Origin of the sequence: Streptomyces sp. NBC_00988, from assembly GCF_045162645.1 — a bacterium.
Lineage (GTDB): Bacteria > Actinomycetota > Actinomycetes > Streptomycetales > Streptomycetaceae > Streptomyces.
Map to the genome: position 1 here is coordinate 5,380,700 of NZ_CP108730.1, position 16,385 is coordinate 5,397,084.

Consider the following 16,385-nt stretch of genomic DNA (forward strand, 5'->3'; position numbering starts at 1 on the left):
CGGCTCAGGGTGCTTCGGTGAACAACTCCCGCACGTCGGCGATCTCGTAGGAGCGGTCGAGCCAGGTGCCGAGTACGTCGATGTCGGTGGAGGCGAGGATGCGGTCGCGGATGTCGTCGGGTACGTCGATCTGACGCCACTGGAGGGTTCGCAGAATCGTCGCCGCGCGCTCCTGAGCCCGTCCCTCCTCGCGGCCCTCCTCTCGCACCTGCTCCGCCAGCGGGTGCCGCCAGAAGTACTGGATCGCCGTCATCAGGTCCCTCCACATCTGCTGGGCCTGGCGGTCTGCCAGGCATGAGTCGACGAACTGCACGAAGACCGCGGCACTGTCCGGGTCGATGGTCCGCAGGGCGGTGGCCAGGTTTTCCAGTATGGCTGCGGCCTGCGGGCCACGGCCATGTGTCATCGCCGAAAGCACCGCAAGGGGTACGTCACGTTCGGCCTCGCGTTCGTCCACGATCACCGGCACGTTGTCCGGTCCGAGGACGAAGGGGCGCACCGTCAGCGAGGGGCACCCGCGTACCCCGAGATGGATGGGCTCCGCCGCCCAGCGGGCCGTGGCGTGGCTCTGGGTAATGACGATGAGCACGGGCTCGCAGTGGTACTTCTCGTGCAGGTAGCTGAGGTAGTACGGCCAACTACCGCGCTTCCTCTTGTCGATGTCGCCCTGCGATTCGACGACGAGGAGGTAGTCCCCTTCGTCGGTCTCCGCCCGGAGCAACGTGTCGACGCGCCTCTCGACCGGTTCGATCTCGGTGAGGTCCACGTTCATGGCGGCGAACTCACGCGGTTCGGGGAAGGGGATGCGTAACACGCTCTGGAGGGCGCGGGTCAGAAGCGCGGGGTCCTTCTGGAAGATCCGGTGCAGCGCTTCGTGCGACGAGCTGACCATCAACTCTCCTTTCTGTCCGATCTATTCGGGGTGATCAACGATCTAGGCGGCGTCCAGGTCACACCACACGTACTTGCCGCGCTGCCCGTTCCTCGACAAGGGCTGCCACCCCCAGGAGTCGGCGCATGCCCGCACCATCGCCAGCCCCCTCCCTTCCTCGGCGTCCAAGAGCTCCCCCAACTGCCCCGGCGGTTCAGGGGGTTCGGGGTCCGCATCCCACGCCCCGACGCGCAGCACCCCCGCCGACCACCGCACGCGGAGCATCACCGGCCCCTTGGTGTGCAGTACGGCGTTGGCCACCAGCTCCGTCGCGAGGAGTTCGGCGGTGTCCACGACCCGGATGAGGCCGTGCGCGGTGAGGACGAGGCGGAGGGTGCGGCGGCAGACGGTGACAGCACGGCGGTCGTGCGGGACGGAGAGGGAGTACTCCCAGGGCTCGGGCTCGGTTTCGGGCATGGGGCAGCTCCGGACGGGGTGAGGTGGTTGATGGGCGCGGGCGGTGGCATTGCCGCAGCCGTCATGGCAGGACGAAGCGGTGCGCTTCCGCAGCGTGTGCGTCGCATCACTGAAGGTAAGGTAGTAATTCCAACCCATGCAAGTCGTTCGCGTAATCTGGCACCCGAACGAGGCGTCCCAGAAAGGCAGTTACCGGAATGACCATGCGGAACCAACCCACCGCACGCCAGGTGCGCCTGGGCGCCGAGCTGCGCAGGTTGAGGGAGGCAGCCGGGTTGTCGGCCAAAGAGGTTGCGGGCCTGCTGAATTCGAGTTCGACGCACATGAGCCAGATCGAGGCAGGCAGTTCCGGCATCAGCGAGGAGCGCCTGCGCAGGCTGGCAGCGCACTGCGCCTGCGCGGACGAGTCACTGGTCGAAGCCTTGGTGGCCATGGCGGCCGATCGGACCCGGGGTTGGTGGGAGGAGTACCGAGGTGTGCTGCCGCCGGTCTTCCTCGACGTAGCCGAGTTGGAACACCACGCGGCCTTCTTGCGGGAGGTCGTGATCACCCATGTACCGGGGCTGATGCAGACCCCGGACTACGCCCGCGCCGTCTTCGGATACATGGTCCCGGAGCTGCCTCCGAGCGAGCTCGCCCCACGCGTCGAGCACCGCATGCAGCGCAGAGCAGCTCTTGATGGCGACGACTCAGCCACGTACGAGACAGTCGTCCACGAGTCAGCGCTGCGGATCCGCGTCGCCGACCGCAAGGTCGCCCTGGCCCAACTCCTCGAAGTCCTAAGGAACATCGAGGAGGAGCAGGCAACGGTACGCGTCATCCCGTTCGACACGGACGGATTCGCCGGCGCGAGCAGCGCGATGATGTACATCGGCGGACCGATCGCTCGACTCGACACAGTTCTGCGGGACTCACCCCACGGCACGGCCTTCGTGGACACCGGATCCCAGCTGGAACGCTTCCGACAACTGTTCCATAAGGTAGAGAAGACAGCGCTTGGCCCGGCCGCATCCCGGGACTTCATCCACCGAATCGCAAAGGAACTGTGAGGCGTCAGCATGACCCAGGCCGCCCAGTGGCAGAAGTCCTCCTTCTCTGAAGGCGGGGACGGCAACACCTGCGTAGAACTCGCCGCCACCTCACCTGCCACCCTCCACCTCCGCGAGAGCCAGACCCCAAGCACTGAACTCACCACCACCACAGCCCCCTTGGCACATCTCATACGCAACCTGAAGTCGGCCCACCCCACCACAAGTCCATAGCGACACCCGGCAGAAGGAACCGCGAGGACCCACATGCCCCAGACCAGCTACTGGCAGAAGTCCACGTTCTCGGACGGCGGCGAAGGCAACACCTGCGTCGAACTCGCCGCCACCTCCCCCACCACCCTCCACCTCCGCGAAAGCGAAACCCCCCACACCCAACTCACCACCACCCACGCCCCGTTGACCCACCTGATACGCGAACTCAAGTCAGCCCGATCCCACAACACCTGAGCACGCCCACGCCGGGGGGCTATCCCCCACCCCGATCCTGAGGCCCACCGGATCGCGCCCCGCCAAAGGCCGAAACTAGCGTTCAGCCATGACTCCGGCCCTGCGTAAGCACCTCGCCCTGGCCCTCGGCATCGCCACCCTGCTAGCCGCCGAGGCGGGCATCGCCGTAGCCCAACCCACCGGCACATCCCCTGCGGAGCAGTTGCGTCGGGACACCGAGGCGATCCACGCCCTCGGTGTCAGCGGGGTGCAGGCCCGTACGGTCGCGCCGAGCGGCAGGGAGTCCGTCGCCACCAGCGGTACCGCCGACCTGGACACCGGCCGCCCGGTCCGGTCCGACGGGTACTTCCGTATGGCCAGCACGTCCAAGACGCTGGTCGCCGCCGTGGTGCTTCAGCTGGACGCCGAGGGCAGGCTGTCGCTGGACGACACGGTCGACCACTGGCTGCCAGGGGTGGTGCGGGGCAACGGCAACGACGGCACCCGCATCACCATCCGCCAACTGCTCCGGCACACCAGCGGAATCCACGACGACCTCCCCGGATACACCACACCGGAGGAGTACTACCAGCAGCGTTACGACATCTACAGCCCCGAGCAGTTGATCGCCCGCGCCATGGCCCACGCGCCGGACTTCCCGCCCGGCGAGGGCTGGAGCTACTCCAACACCGGTTACGTCCTGCTCGGCACCATCATCCAGAAGGCCACCGGCCGCCCCGCCCACCAGGAGATCGAAGACCGCGTTCTCCGTCCGCTCGGCCTCAACCACACCCGGTGGGGCGGCACTTCGCCCACCCTGCCCCGGCCGCACGCCAAGGCCTACCAGCTCTTCGGGCCCGACTCCTTGGTGGACGTCACCGAGCAGATACCGGTGGACTACGAGAACCTCTCCTACGTCACGACCACCCGGGACGAGAACACCTTCCTCCGCGCGCTGCTCGCCGGCCGCCTGCTGCCGCCGCTGCAACTCGCCGAGATGAAGCGGACCGTCCCCGTGAGTGCGGAGGTCCAACTGCTGTGGCCCAGCGGCCGATACGGGCTCGGCCTGGCCGAACGCCCCCTGATCTGCGGAGGAACCTACTGGAGCCACGAGGGCGGGGACGGCGGCTACATCACCCTCAACGGCGTCACCGACGACGGCAGTCGAAGTGCCGTGGTCTCCATGTCCGAGGCCCGCGGCGACACCCTGGACCACATCCTCGCCCAGGAGAACGCGGCCAGCGCCCTGATCGACCACGCGTTGTGCGCCGGGAGCCCCAACGCCCCGTAGTCAGAGCAGAGTTACCGGGCTGCTCAGAGCCGCCATCCGCCCTCCCGGATGACGTACCTCAACCCGGACGAACGCCGACTCCCGCGCACCGGTACGCCACTCCACCGCACCCACTCCCGCGGCGGGCAGGGAAGCGACGCGGACCTTCCCCTCTCCGGTGTGAAAACTGACCACCCCCGAAGGCACACCACGCACACCCACCCGAGCCATCACCGGTCCACCGTGACTCTCCAACTGCCCACCGACACCCACCCGTTGAGCACCGGCACCGGTACCGGCAGAGACCGTGAACGACAACTCGACGGCGGCAGACTCAGCGATCCAACTCCGCCCGGCGCGAATCCCGGCGAGCACCGCGTCCGTACTCAACTCCTCGGCCTGTACGACGGTGTGCGGAACACCGATCTGGCCCGACAGATGAGCGTCACTGGTCCCCATCGCCGGGCGCCACCCGCCCTGTCGCCGGATGTCCGCGTCAAGCCCCCGCCCCCACTCCGCCAACGCCGCCTCGTTGTCCGCCTGCCAGGGAAGGTCCGAGCTCCATGGCCCGTTCCAGACCTCCACCACGTCGAACCCCTCGTACGGGTACAGGAACGTGCCCGAGTCGTACGGCGCGTGTGGATGAGCCGCCACGCACAACCCGCCGCCGCGATGGACTTCGTCGAGATGCCGGCCGACCGCCCCGTCCCGCACGCCGTACCGCCAGTCGACGACCTGCCCGGGCCGAACGCCCAGCGCGAGCCAGTGGCCGGTACGGGTGGTGACCTCCTGCCCCAGGATCACCAGCAGATCGTCACCGGCGTGCTGGCCCCAAGTGCCGTGCGTGTCCGCGTTGTTGTGCTCGGTCGCCGCCAGGAAGTCCAACCCCGCCGCACGGGCCTCGCCGGCAAGACGTTCCGGCATCAGCTCACCGCCGTGCGAGCACACCGAGTGCACGTGACAGTCGCCGCGGTACCAGCCGCTTTCACTACCGGACACTCGCTCCCGGTTCCTCACCGCCGCCCGGTCCGCCGTTGCCACGCTCTCCCCTCACAAACGCAAGCAGCCGCACCCGGGAGTAGCGGAACCAACGGAAGCCGATCCAGACGGCCAACACCGGACCCCCGATGGCGAAATCGAGACGCGCCCTTGGCGACCAGTCCGTCTGGAACCACCACATGTCCGCCGCCAGCGCCAGGTTGAGGAGGACGAAGAGCGGGCCGTAGACGAAGCAGGTCCAGTCCTCCCAGAAGGCCCAACTGTCCCGGCGCTTGCTGGAGAACGCGATGGTCCAGTCCGTCAGGACAAGAGCCATCAGCATGCCCGCGAGTATGTAGAAGGCCATGCGTGGAGTATGTCCGCCGGAGTGCCCGAAGATCCGTAAAGGTTCAGAACCGGCCGACGTAAACCCGCACCCTCCGGAAGCTGGGACCTTTTCTAACCAGTCACAGCCCATCGCAGTGGTTAGATTTAGCCCCGGCTTCCAGCAACCGCTCGTGTTCCCCGTCGCCACACCTCAGTCACCAACGGCACTCCCGGCCGATAGGCCAGGTGCACATGGCTGGGTGCGTCCAGCAGGATCAGGTCCGCGCGCGCGCCCACCGCAACCCGCCCTACGTCGTCCCGTCGCAACGCCGCCGCACCGCCTGCCGTGGCCGCCCACACCGCCTCGTCCGGCGTCATCCCCATGTCCCGTACCGCGAGCGCGATGCAGAAGGGGACGGAGGATGTGAAGGACGAACCCGGGTTGCAGTCGGTCGACAACGCGACCGTGACGCCCGCGTCCAACAGACGGCGCGCGTCCGGCCATTCCGCGCGTGTCGAGAACTCGGCGCCGGGGAGCAGAGTAGCGACCGTCGCGCCGCTCGCCAGGGCGTCCACGTCCGCGTCCGTGAGGTGCGTGCAGTGGTCGGCGCTCGCCGCGTCCAGTTCTACGGCGAGTTGGACGCCCGGGCCGTAGGAGAGCTGGTTGGCGTGGATGCGCGGGTGCAGGCCCTTCGCCCGCCCCGCCGTCAGGATCGCCCGCGCCTGGTCGCCGTCGAACGCACCCTTCTCGCAGAACACGTCGATCCAACGGGCGTGCGGGGCACAGGCGTTGAGCATCTCGCCGGTGACCAGGGACACGTACGCGGCGGGGTCGTCGGCGTAGTCCGGGGAGACGATGTGTGCGCCGAGGTACGTCACCTCGTCCGTGTGCGCGGCGGCGATACGGAGGGCGCGGGACTCGTCGGCGACCGTCAGGCCGTAGCCCGACTTCGTCTCGAAGGTGGTGGTGCCCTGGCGGAGGGCCTCGGTCAGGTAACGGGTGAGGTTCGCCTCCAGTTCCGCGTCGCTCGCCGCGCGCGTCGCCGCGACCGTCGTACGGATGCCGCCCGCGCTGTACGCCCGCCCGGACATGCGGGCGTTGAACTCCTGCGTGCGGTCACCCGCGAAGACGAGGTGCGAGTGGGAGTCCACGAAGCCGGGCAAGACCGCCCGCCCACCGGCGTCGACCCGATTGTCAGTGGCGGGTGCTTTGCTTGATTCACCGGTCCACGCGATGCGGTCGCCGTCGATGACGACGGCCGCGTCCTGGATCAGACCGAGGGGAGATCCGTCACCGAGGGAGGGGTCGTTGGTGACCAGCGTGGCGATGTTGGTGATGACAGTGGTGCTGGTGCTGCTCATCATGTCCTCGTGGGTGCGGGGAGTCGTGGCCTCGTGGGTGCGTGGGGTGGCGATCGGCTCTACGCGCGCAGGGCTTCGACAGCTGCGGCGAGCGCCTGCGGTACGTCCGGTACGAGCGCGTGCGCCCCGTCGCGTACGACGTGCCGGCCGCCCACGACGGTGTGCCGTACGTCCGCTGCCGTCGCCGCGAATACGGCCGTCTCGGCGCCGAGCCTGGGCACCGGCCCCGCTGTTCTGACCGAGTCGAGCGCGATCGTCGTGAAGTCGGCGAGCGCGCCCGGTTCGAGGGTGCCCGCTTCGTCCCAGCCCAGCGCCGCGTGGCCGTCGGCCGAGGCCGCGCGGAGCAGTGCCGCTGCCGTCCAGTGGCCTCGCGTGCGGGTGCGCAGGCGTTCGTTCAGCTCCATCGCGCGGGCCTCTTCGAGGAGGTCGATTACTGCGTGACTGTCCGAGCCCAGGGAGAGAGGGGAGCCCGCTCGTTGGAGGGCGACCGCCGGGCCGATGCCGTCGGCCAGGTCCCGTTCCGTCGTCGGGCACATGCAGGTGCCGGTGCCCGAGCGCCCCAGCAGCGCGATGTCCTCGTCGGTGAGGTGGGTGTTGTGGACGCCCGTAGTGCGCGGGCCCAACACCCCGTGGTCGGCGAGGAGCTGGGTCGGGGTGCAGTCGTGGGCCGTGCGGCAGGCGTCGTTCTCCGCCGTCTGCTCGGACAGGTGGACGTGGAGCGGGGCCCGGCGCTCCTCGGCCCAGCCGGCCACCGTCGCCAACTCCCGTGCGGGCACGGCCCGTACGGAGTGGATGGCGGCACCGATCCTCGCGTGATCCCGTTCCTTGAGAAGTGAACAGCGTTCGGCCCAGGCGTCCGCGCTTCCGTCGGAGAAGCGGAGCTGGTGACGGTTGGGGGGCTGTCCGAAGCCGGAGGAGAGGTAGGCGGTGTCGAGGAGGGTGATGCGGATGCCGGCTTCGGAGGCGGCGGCAATGAGGGCCTCGCCCATGGCGTTGGGGTCGGCGTACGGGGTGCCGCCGTGGGCGTGGTGCACGTAGTGGAACTCGCCGACCGCCGTGATCCCGGCCAGCGCCATCTCGGCGTACACCGCCCGGGCCAGTGCGTGGTAGGTGTCCGGGGTCAGCTGGTCGGCGAAGGAGTACATGAGCTCCCGCCAGGTCCAGAAGGTGCCCGAGCCCACCTGGACGGTGCCGCGCAGGGCGCGGTGGAAGGCGTGGCTGTGGGCGTTGGCGAGGCCGGGGAGGGTGAGGCCTCGGAGGATCTCGGCGCCCGGGGGTGGGGTGTCGACTCCCGTGCGGACGGCGGCGATCCGGCCGTCCCTCACCTCCAGGGCGACGCCCGGCTCGACGTTGGTGTCGAGCCAGGCGTGCTCCAGCCAGTACGTCCGCGTGGTGGGGTGCGTCACCTGCAGGCCAGCCCTTCCAGTACGTCGGCGAGTGCGGTCACCCCGGCCACGCAGTCGTCCTCGGCCGCGAACTCGGCCGGGGAGTGCGAGACGCCCGTGGGGTTGCGCACGAACAGCATGGCGGTCGGGATGCTCCCGGAGAGGATTCCGGCGTCGTGTCCGGCACCGGTGCCGAGGACGGGGACGGTCAGGTGCGTGCCCTCGCCGGTCTTCCCCAGGACCCGGGCGAGTTCGTCGCGCAGGGCGTGGTCGAACTCGACGACCGGGGTGAAGGACTCCCGGACGATGTCGAGGTCGATGCCGTGCGCCTCCGCGTACTCGCGGGCCGCCTTCTCCACGCCGGTGACCACGGTGTCGAGGGTCTGCTGGTCGGCGGCGCGGGAGTCGAGCCAGCCGCGTACCAGGGAGGGGATGGCGTTGACGCCGTTCGGTTCTACGGCGATCTTCCCGAACGTGGCCACCGCGCCCGCGAGTTGGGCCTCGCGGCGGGCGGCGAGCACGGTCTCGGCGTACGACAGCATCGGGTCGCGGCGGTCCACCAGGCGGGTGGTGCCGGCGTGGTTGGCCTCGCCCCGGAAGTCGAACCGCCACCGCCCGTGCGGCCAGATGGCGCTGGCGATGCCGACCCGGTCGCCGGAGAGGTCGAGGGCGCGGCCCTGCTCGACGTGGAGTTCCACGAAGGCGCCGATGCGGGCGAGCCGTTCGGGGTCGGGGCCGATGGCGTCGGCGTCGTAACCGGCCGCCGCCATGGCCTGCGGCAGCGTGACCCCGTCGCCGTCGGTCAGCCGGTGTGCCTGCTCGACGGTGAGCTGTCCGGCGGTCAGCCGTGAGCCGACACAGGCGAGCCCGAAGCGTGCGCCCTCCTCGTCGCCGAAGTTCACGATGGCGAGCGGCCTGGTGAACTCCGCTCCCCTGTCCCGCAGTTCGTCGAGCGCGGCGAAGGACGACACGACGCCGAGGGGCCCGTCGAAGGCCCCGCCATCGGGTACCGAGTCGAGATGCGACCCGGTGACGACGGCGTCCCCGGCGGCGGGGTCACCGAGCCAGGCCCACTGGTTGCCGTTGCGGTCGAGCTCGTAGGCCAGCCCGCGCGACTTGGCCTGCGCCTCGAACCAGGCCCGGCACTCGGTGTCGGCGCCGGTCCAGGCGTAGCGGCGGTAGCCGCCGGAGGCGGAGTTGCGGCCGATCGGCAGCAGCTCCGCCCACATGCTGTGGAAGGTCACGCGTCTCCACCCTCGCGCATCGGTACCCGCACGCCCCGCTCGTCCGCGACCCGCTCCGCGATGTCGTAGCCGGCGTCCACGTGCCGGATGACGCCCATGCCGGGGTCGTTGGTGAGGACGCGGCGGATCTTCTCGCCGGCGAGGGCCGTGCCGTCGGCGACCGTCACCTGGCCCGCGTGGATGGAGCGGCCCATGCCGACGCCGCCGCCGTGGTGGATGGAGACCCAGGATGCGCCGGAGGCGACGTTCACCATGGCGTTCAGCAGTGGCCAGTCCGCGATCGCGTCGGAGCCGTCGAGCATGGCCTCGGTCTCGCGGTACGGGGAGGCGACGGAACCGGAGTCCAGGTGGTCTCGGCCGATGACCAGCGGGGCGGCCAGCTCGCCGGAGGCCACCATGTCGTTGAAGCGCTCGCCGGCCTTGTCGCGCTCGCCGTAGCCGAGCCAGCAGATGCGGGCGGGCAGGCCCTGGAAGTGGACGCGTTCGCCCGCCATCTTGATCCAGCGGTGCAGGGACTCGTTCTCCGGGAAGAGGTCGAGGATCGCCTTGTCCGTCTTGTGGATGTCGGAGGCCTCGCCGGACAGGGCGGCCCAGCGGAAGGGGCCCTTGCCCTCGGAGAACAGGGGGCGGATGTAGGCGGGGACGAAGCCGGGGAAGGCGAACGCCCGCTCGTACCCGGCGAGTTGGGCCTCGCCGCGGATCGAGTTGCCGTAGTCGAAGACCTCGGCGCCGGCGTCCATGAAGCCGACCATCGCCTCGACGTGCTTGGCCATGGACTCGCGGGCGCGGGCGGTGAAGCCCGCCGGGTCCTTGGCGGCGGCGTCGGCCATGTCCTCGAAGGCGATGCCGATCGGCAGGTAGGCCAGCGGGTCGTGGGCCGAGGTCTGGTCGGTCACGATGTCGACGGGGGCGCCCTCGGCGAGCATCTGCGGGAACAGTTCGGCGGCGTTGCCGAGGAGGCCGATGGAGAGCGGGCGGCGGGCGTCGCGGGCCTCGACGGCGAGCTCCAACGCATGGCGCAGGTTGTCGGCCTTGACGTCGAGGTAGCGGTGCTCGATGCGGCGTTCGATGGCGCGCGGGTCGACGTCGATACAGATCGCGACGCCGTCGTTCATCGTGACCGCGAGGGGCTGGGCGCCGCCCATGCCGCCGAGGCCGGCGGTGAGGGTGATGGTTCCGGCGAGGGTGCCGTCGAACTTCTTCGCGGCGACGGCGGAGAAGGTCTCGTAGGTGCCCTGGAGGATGCCCTGGGTGCCGATGTAGATCCAGGAACCGGCGGTCATCTGGCCGTACATGGTCAGGCCGAGGGCCTCCAGGCGGCGGAACTCCTCCCAGTTCGCCCAGTCGCCGACGAGGTTGGAGTTGGCGATGAGGACGCGCGGTGCCCACTCGTGGGTCTGCATCACGCCGACCGGGCGGCCCGACTGGACGAGCATCGTCTCGTCCTGCTTCAGGGTGCGCAGCGTGCGGACCATGGCGTCGAAGGAGCGCCAGTCGCGGGCGGCCTTGCCGGTGCCGCCGTAGACGACGAGCTTGTCGGGGTGTTCGGCGACCTCGGGGTCCAGGTTGTTCTGCAGCATCCGCAGAGCGGCTTCCTGCTGCCATCCCAGGGCGCTCAGTTCCGTACCGCGGGGTGCTCGTACGGGGCGGGGTCCTGACATGGTCTGCCTCCTAGCGGACTGCTCTCAGCGGATTTCCTACTACAGCTATTCACATCCTGGCTTCGTGAATAGAACTAGTCAATACATCAGGGCGTCTCTGTGGGCAGGCTCTGAGTGTTTGGCCGGATGTACCGACCATGGGCGACGACATGACGGGGGCTCCAGTGAACGACGGAAACCAGGGTCACACGGACGGCACCGATCCCGGCATGGATCCCGGCACCGATCCCGGCGCCGAACGCACCGCCCGCCGGGACGACGCCGTCCGGGCCGCCGTCGAGCAGGGGCTGCTGGGGCCCGGCGCCCCCATCGCCGCCCTGCTGGACGTCACCGGTATCCGGGAGTCCGCGGCGGCGCTGCGGGCCGCGTTCGACGCGGTGACGGCGCCCGGGACTCCCGTGCTGCACGCGTTCGCCGTGAAGGCGGGTCCGCTCGTGCCGGTGCTGCGGCTGCTGCACGACGAGGGCATCGGCGCGGAGGTGGCGAGCCCGGGCGAGCTGGCCCTCGCACGGGCGGCGGGCGTACGGCCGGAGCGGACGGTGCTGGACGCGCCCGCGAAGACGCCGGCGGAGTTGCGGGAGGCGCTGGCGCTGGGGATCGCGGTGAACGCCGACAATCCGCAGGAGCTGGAGCGGATCGACGCGCTGATGCGGTCGGCGAGCAGCCGCTCCCCGCTCGGGATCCGGGTCAATCCGCAGATCGGCGGCGGGTCGATCGCCGCGCTGTCCACGGCTACGGCGACCTCGAAGTTCGGGGTGGCGCTGCGGGACGAGGGGGCGCGGGAGTGGGTGGTGCGGGCGTTCGCGGAGCGGCCGTGGCTGACCCGGCTGCACGCGCACACCGGGTCCCAGGGCATCCCGCTGTCGCTGCTGGCGCGGGGCGTGGCGGAGACGTACGAGCTGGCGGAGGAGATCAACGCGCGGCTCGGGCGGCCGCAGATCGACACCCTCGACATCGGCGGCGGCCTGGGGGTGAACTTCGGTTCGGACGCGACGACCCCGACGTACGCGCAGTACGCGCGGCTGCTGCGGGAGGCGGTGCCGGGGCTGTTCGACGGGCGGTACGGGCTGGTGACCGAGTTCGGGCGGTCGATGCTGGCCAAGCAGGGCACGGTGGTGGCCCGGGTCGAGTACGCGAAGAGCGCCGGCGGACGGCCGATCGCGATCACGCACGCGGGCGTGCAGGTGGCGACGCGGACGGTGTACGCGCCGCAGTCGTGGCCGCTGCGGATCGCCGCCTACGACGGGAAGGGGCGGCCCAAGTCGGGGGCGGACGTGGTGCAGGACGTCGCCGGGCCCGCGTGCTTCGCGGGGGATCTGCTCGCCGAGGGGCAGGCGCTGCCACTGCTGGAGCAGGGCGACTACGCGGCCGCGCTGGACACCGGGGCGTACTACTTCGCGGCGCACTACGCCTACAACTCCCTTGCCCGGCCGGGGATTTACGGCTTCGTGCGGGACGGTTCCGGGGGCGTGTCGTTCGCGACGGTGCGCAAGCCGCAGACGGTCGCGGAGATCGTGGCCGAATCCGGCGGGGCGCACGCCGCCGCGCTCACCACCCTGCGGGCGCCCGGGAGCCGTTGACGCACGCCCGTGCGAGCAGGGTTCAACTGACCCATGCAACTCGTGTGAAAACGGGGTCAGTTGACCCACCTTAGTCACTCGGGGGCATGTTCCACCGGAAAATGCCAGATCCCTCACCCCTCGGCCACACGGTGCGTAGCTTCGTCGTCACTCAGCCGAACCGCAGGCGGGAGGGGAGCCACGGTGCCCGGAATCGACGAGTGCTTACTTGAGGCCATGCGACTGCCCGGTGCCCGGGGCGCCGCGCTGGTCGACTGGACGAGCGGGCTGGCCCTGGGCGTCGTGGGGGAGTCCCCCGGCGGCGACCAGGAGGCCAGTGCCGCCGAGGCCGCCGAGCTGGCGCGGCTCGCGGCGGAACACCGGGCGTTCGCGTCCCTCGGGGAGGACGGTGAGACGGCCGACGATCCTCCGCTGGAGGATCTGATCGTCAGCAACCGGGACAGCTATCACGTGCTGCGGTTCGTGCGGACGTCGTTCGACAGCAGTGTGTTCCTGCACCTGTGGCTGGCCCGCGCGGAGGGCAACCTCGCGCTGGCCCGGATCCGGCTCGGCGAGATGGCCGGACGGCTGGTGCTGGGATGACCGCGGTCAAGGCCACGCCCACCACCCCGCCGCCGCGGCTGCCCGTACGGGCCAAGGCCGCGGCCGGCGACCGGGGTTGGGGCGGTGTCTCGCCGATGCTGACGCGGCTCGCCGCCGAGGAGGCCACCGGTGTCCTCGTCCGCGAGCGCGGCAGCCTGCACCTCGTCGACGGCCGGGTCGTGCACGCCGAGAGCCCGTCCGCCCCCGGCCTCGACCTCCTCCTCACCGCGCACGGCACCCTGCGCACCGAGGCCTGGGAGGCAGCGGCCGGAGCGGCCGACGACCGGCACGCCACGACCCGACTCCTGCTGGACGGCGGCCTGTTGAGCACCGGCGCGCTCGAACTGTGCCATCTCGGGGCGCTGTACGACGCCGCGTACTTCGTGCTCGCGCCGAGCAGCACCCCGGGCCGGTTCCGCTACGGCGTCACGCATCCGCTCGGTTCCGTGCGGCCAGTTCCGGTGGCCGCACTGGAGCGCGAGACGCTGCGCCGCCGCGATCTGCTGCACCGCGTGTGGCCGGACGCGGCGACGGACGGCGCGCCGCTGGTGCGGGCCGACCCCGTCGCGCCCCCGCCGGTCACCGCCCGGCAGGCGGCGGTACTGGCACGGGTGGACGGCGTCCGCACGGCGCCGGACATCGCGCGGGCGCTGGGGCGGCGGGCGTACCCCACGCTGCTGGACGTCCGGCGGCTGGTGTCGGCGGGGCTCGTGTCGCCCCGGCCGCCCGCGCCCGCCGCCGCTCCCCTGCCCGACGTCACCGATCCCGACATCACCTTGCTGAAGAGGCTCAGAGATGCGCTGGAGGCCCTTTGAGTGGCAGCGAGCACGCGCCGAGAGGAGAGAGCCGATGGCCTCCGAGGCAGAGATCCTCGACGAGCTGCGCCGGTTGAGAGCCCGCGTGCCCCAGCTGACCGGGGCGCTGGCGACGGGCGTCGACGGTCTCGTCCTGGCGCAGGACACCCCGGGCGTCGAGCCGGAACGGGTGGCCGCGCTCACCGTGACGGCGCTCGGCGTGGCCGTACGGATGGCGGACGCGACCGGGCAGGGCGACTTCCGCGAGCTGATCGTGCGCGGGGTCTACGGCTATGTCGCGACCTACGCGGCGGGCCGCGGCGCCGTGCTGACCGTGCTCGCCCAGGACCGCGTCCACGTCGGCCGGCTGCTGCTGGAGGGCCGCCGCGCGGGGGCCCGGATCGGCGAGCTGATCGACGCCGAGGCGGCGGCCGAGGCGGAGAAGGCAGAGGCCGAAGCCGCCGTGGCCAAGGAGCGGACCGACACGGCGCCGCCCGCCAAGGCGCCCCCGAAGACCACCACCGCACGAACGAGAACACCGCGCGCACCACGCACCACCACGAGCACCAACGCGCGGACCACCACGGAAAGCTGAACGGAACCAAAGGAGCACTGTCATGGCCAACACCGAAACCTCCCTCAAAGAGGCGCTGACCTCCATCGAGGGCGCGACCGGGGTCGCGCTCGTCGACTACACCAGCGGAATGGCGCTCGGCACGATGGGCGGCAGCAAGACCTTCGACCTCGGCGTCGCCGCCGCCGGGAACACCGACGTCGTGCGCTCCAAGCTGCGCACGATGGAACACCTCGGCCTGAAGGGCGAGATCGAGGACATCCTGATCACCCTGTCCAGCCAGTACCACCTGATCCGCCTGATCAAGGGACGCGGCGGCAACGGCCTGTTCCTCTACCTGGTCCTGGACTCCAGCCGCGCCAACCTGGCGATGGCCCGGCACCAGCTGAAGAAGATCGAGGCGGACCTGGAGGTCTAGGACCCGGCTCAGGCGAAGACGTCGCTACGGCGGCGCGCCCCGCCCGGGGTCGCGTCGCCCGCGGCGATGCCGGTGGAGCGGTAGCCCTTGACCGGCTTGCCGGCGGGGGCGCCGTCGCGTTTGTCCAGCCAGTCGACGCGGATCCACAGCAGGACGTCGTCGGCGCGCTCGCGGCGGCCCAGCCAGGCGGCTTTCAGGCGCAGCCCGGTACCGGCACCGGCGAGCAGCATCCCGCCCGCCGCGGGCACGGCGAACCCACTGGCCAGCGCGAGCGCGAAGGCGAGGACGAGCCACCAGCGGTGGGCGCGGCGCCAGTTCCGCGTGCTCACCGCGCGGTCCTGGAGCACGTCGTGCTTCCCGGCCCGGGCGGCACCGCGGGCCAGCGCGGTGTACCGCCTGCGGCGCGCGTACGACACCACGACCGCCGCGACGATGAACAGCGCGGCCCCGGCCATCACCCCGATCCGGCGCCCGGTGATACCGGGCAGCAACACCCCGACACCCGCCGCCAGCACCCCGAACCACCACATCGGGGCGGCTCCGGCCCGTACGACGACTGCCACTCGGGCCAGCCCCTGGACTCTGCGATCTCCGCGTGCCACGTCCCGCCTCCTGGTCGTGCCGGCACAGTTCTGTCCGGCCGGGAGACTAGTGAGCGAACGTGAGACGAGTCTGAGAACGGGCTTTTCCGCCCTGGCCCCGGTTCAGGAGAGACGGGTCAGGAGAGACGGGTCAGGAGGGACGAGTCAGGAAGGGCTGTCCAGGCGCTCGGTGAGCTCTTCGGCGGCCCAGCGGGCCCACTGCTCGGCGGTTTCGGAACCTCGCAGGCCGTATTCGAGCATGAGCCAGCCGCAGACCTGGACGGGGTCGCCCACCCACTCCGCGTTGTCGCGGATGGCCTCCATCGCCGTGAGCCGCGCGTGGTTGTGGTCGGCGAACTTCTCCAGGTACGCGGCGCCCTCGCCACGCTTCAGGGTCCACAGGAAGAAGACGCGGAGCAGTGCGGCACTGCGGAAGGCGAGGTCGAGGTCGGGTTCGGTGAGCCAGCGGCGCAGTTCGGCGCGTCCGGCGTCGGTGATGCCGTACTCGCGGCGCTGGCGGGCGCCGGTGCCGGTGATCTCGATCAGACCGTTCTCGTCGAGCTTGGCCAGCTCGCTGTAGACCTGGCTCTTCTGGGCGGGCCACACCGCCGACAGCCCCTCGTCGAACCGCTTGAGCAGGTCGTATCCGCTGGCGGGCTGCTCGGACAGGAGCCCGAGGAGGGCGTGGGGCAGGCTCATGGCCTCAGCCTACCGTCCGGACTTTCACTAATCATGGTTGGACGGTCGAGAGTTAGACAGTCATAATTCGACCGTCCAATATTGGACTCCCCGGTTTGGCTCTTTGA

Annotated in this window: 19 protein-coding genes; 9 read left to right on the forward strand and 10 right to left on the reverse strand. The window is 70.5% G+C overall.

Features of this window, described 5'->3' with window-relative positions:
- Positions 1-4: 4 nt before the first annotated feature.
- Positions 5-892, reverse strand: coding sequence for a hypothetical protein (locus OG496_RS24450; protein WP_405972396.1), 888 nt, complete (start codon positions 890-892; stop codon positions 5-7).
- A 42-nt stretch (positions 893-934) separates the two neighbouring features.
- On the reverse strand, positions 935-1,348 hold the full coding sequence (locus OG496_RS24455) for an ATP-binding protein (RefSeq protein ID WP_405972397.1): 414 nt from the start codon (positions 1,346-1,348) through the stop codon (positions 935-937).
- 197 nt (positions 1,349-1,545) lie between these two features.
- Here OG496_RS24455 and OG496_RS24460 point away from each other — a divergent pair, with 197 nt between their 5' ends.
- From OG496_RS24460 to OG496_RS24475, 4 genes are all read left to right on the forward strand, one after another.
- The gene (locus OG496_RS24460) at positions 1,546-2,397 is read left to right on the forward strand and encodes a helix-turn-helix domain-containing protein (protein WP_405972398.1); all 852 of its coding nucleotides are present in this window, start codon (positions 1,546-1,548) and stop codon (positions 2,395-2,397) included.
- A 9-nt stretch (positions 2,398-2,406) separates the two neighbouring features.
- Positions 2,407-2,610 (forward strand): DUF397 domain-containing protein, encoded by a 204-nt coding sequence (locus OG496_RS24465; protein ID WP_405972399.1) that lies wholly within the window; start codon positions 2,407-2,409, stop codon positions 2,608-2,610.
- A gap of 33 nt (positions 2,611-2,643) precedes the next feature.
- The gene (locus OG496_RS24470; RefSeq protein WP_405972400.1) at positions 2,644-2,844 is read left to right on the forward strand and encodes a DUF397 domain-containing protein; all 201 of its coding nucleotides are present in this window, start codon (positions 2,644-2,646) and stop codon (positions 2,842-2,844) included.
- Between the two features lie 88 nt (positions 2,845-2,932).
- Complete coding sequence (locus OG496_RS24475) at positions 2,933-4,114, forward strand: serine hydrolase domain-containing protein (RefSeq protein ID WP_405972401.1); 1,182 nt, start codon at positions 2,933-2,935, stop codon at positions 4,112-4,114.
- Here the strand turns inward: OG496_RS24475 and OG496_RS24480 are convergent, their stop codons facing one another.
- From OG496_RS24480 to hutU, 6 genes are all read right to left on the reverse strand, one after another.
- Positions 4,115-5,134 (reverse strand): CehA/McbA family metallohydrolase, encoded by a 1,020-nt coding sequence (locus OG496_RS24480; protein ID WP_405972402.1) that lies wholly within the window; start codon positions 5,132-5,134, stop codon positions 4,115-4,117.
- Positions 5,082-5,438, reverse strand: coding sequence for a hypothetical protein (locus tag OG496_RS24485; protein ID WP_405972403.1), 357 nt, complete (start codon positions 5,436-5,438; stop codon positions 5,082-5,084). The genes OG496_RS24480 and OG496_RS24485 overlap by 53 nt, the downstream gene beginning before the upstream one ends.
- Before the next feature lie 125 nt (positions 5,439-5,563).
- Positions 5,564-6,760 (reverse strand): imidazolonepropionase, encoded by a 1,197-nt coding sequence (gene hutI, locus OG496_RS24490; protein WP_366497086.1) that lies wholly within the window; start codon positions 6,758-6,760, stop codon positions 5,564-5,566.
- Positions 6,761-6,819: 59 nt separating this feature from the next.
- Positions 6,820-8,166, reverse strand: coding sequence for a formimidoylglutamate deiminase (locus OG496_RS24495; RefSeq protein WP_405972404.1), 1,347 nt, complete (start codon positions 8,164-8,166; stop codon positions 6,820-6,822).
- A complete protein-coding gene (locus OG496_RS24500) occupies positions 8,163-9,389 on the reverse strand; it encodes an allantoate amidohydrolase (RefSeq protein ID WP_405972405.1) in 1,227 nt (408 codons plus the stop codon). Before OG496_RS24500 ends, OG496_RS24495 begins: the two co-directional genes overlap by 4 nt.
- A complete protein-coding gene (gene hutU / locus OG496_RS24505) occupies positions 9,386-11,050 on the reverse strand; it encodes a urocanate hydratase (protein WP_405972406.1) in 1,665 nt (554 codons plus the stop codon). Before hutU ends, OG496_RS24500 begins: the two co-directional genes overlap by 4 nt.
- A 209-nt stretch (positions 11,051-11,259) precedes the next feature.
- Between hutU and OG496_RS24510 the strand changes: the two genes are divergently transcribed.
- The 5 genes from OG496_RS24510 to OG496_RS24530 all read left to right on the forward strand — a co-directional run bounded on the left by OG496_RS24510 (position 11,260) and on the right by OG496_RS24530 (position 14,998).
- Positions 11,260-12,630: a diaminopimelate decarboxylase gene (locus OG496_RS24510; protein ID WP_405976700.1), complete on the forward strand. Its 1,371-nt coding sequence runs from the start codon at positions 11,260-11,262 to the stop codon at positions 12,628-12,630.
- 183 nt (positions 12,631-12,813) lie between these two features.
- Positions 12,814-13,212 carry a hypothetical protein gene (locus OG496_RS24515; protein ID WP_366497049.1) on the forward strand — a complete coding sequence of 133 codons (399 nt, stop codon included), beginning with the start codon at positions 12,814-12,816 and terminating at the stop codon, positions 13,210-13,212.
- Positions 13,209-14,027: a transcriptional regulator gene (locus tag OG496_RS24520; RefSeq protein ID WP_366497048.1), complete on the forward strand. Its 819-nt coding sequence runs from the start codon at positions 13,209-13,211 to the stop codon at positions 14,025-14,027. Before OG496_RS24515 ends, OG496_RS24520 begins: the two co-directional genes overlap by 4 nt.
- A gap of 34 nt (positions 14,028-14,061) precedes the next feature.
- Positions 14,062-14,601: a roadblock/LC7 domain-containing protein gene (locus OG496_RS24525; protein ID WP_405972407.1), complete on the forward strand. Its 540-nt coding sequence runs from the start codon at positions 14,062-14,064 to the stop codon at positions 14,599-14,601.
- A gap of 22 nt (positions 14,602-14,623) precedes the next feature.
- Entirely contained in the window at positions 14,624-14,998 is a 375-nt protein-coding gene (locus tag OG496_RS24530; RefSeq protein ID WP_366497046.1) for a hypothetical protein, read from the forward strand.
- Positions 14,999-15,006: 8 nt separating this feature from the next.
- Here the strand turns inward: OG496_RS24530 and OG496_RS24535 are convergent, their stop codons facing one another.
- Both OG496_RS24535 and OG496_RS24540 read right to left on the reverse strand, forming a co-directional pair.
- Positions 15,007-15,600 (reverse strand): hypothetical protein, encoded by a 594-nt coding sequence (locus OG496_RS24535; RefSeq protein ID WP_366497045.1) that lies wholly within the window; start codon positions 15,598-15,600, stop codon positions 15,007-15,009.
- Positions 15,601-15,744: 144 nt separating this feature from the next.
- Positions 15,745-16,278, reverse strand: a complete 534-nt coding sequence (locus tag OG496_RS24540; protein ID WP_405972408.1) for a PadR family transcriptional regulator — start codon at positions 16,276-16,278, stop codon at positions 15,745-15,747.
- Positions 16,279-16,385 lie beyond the last annotated feature (107 nt).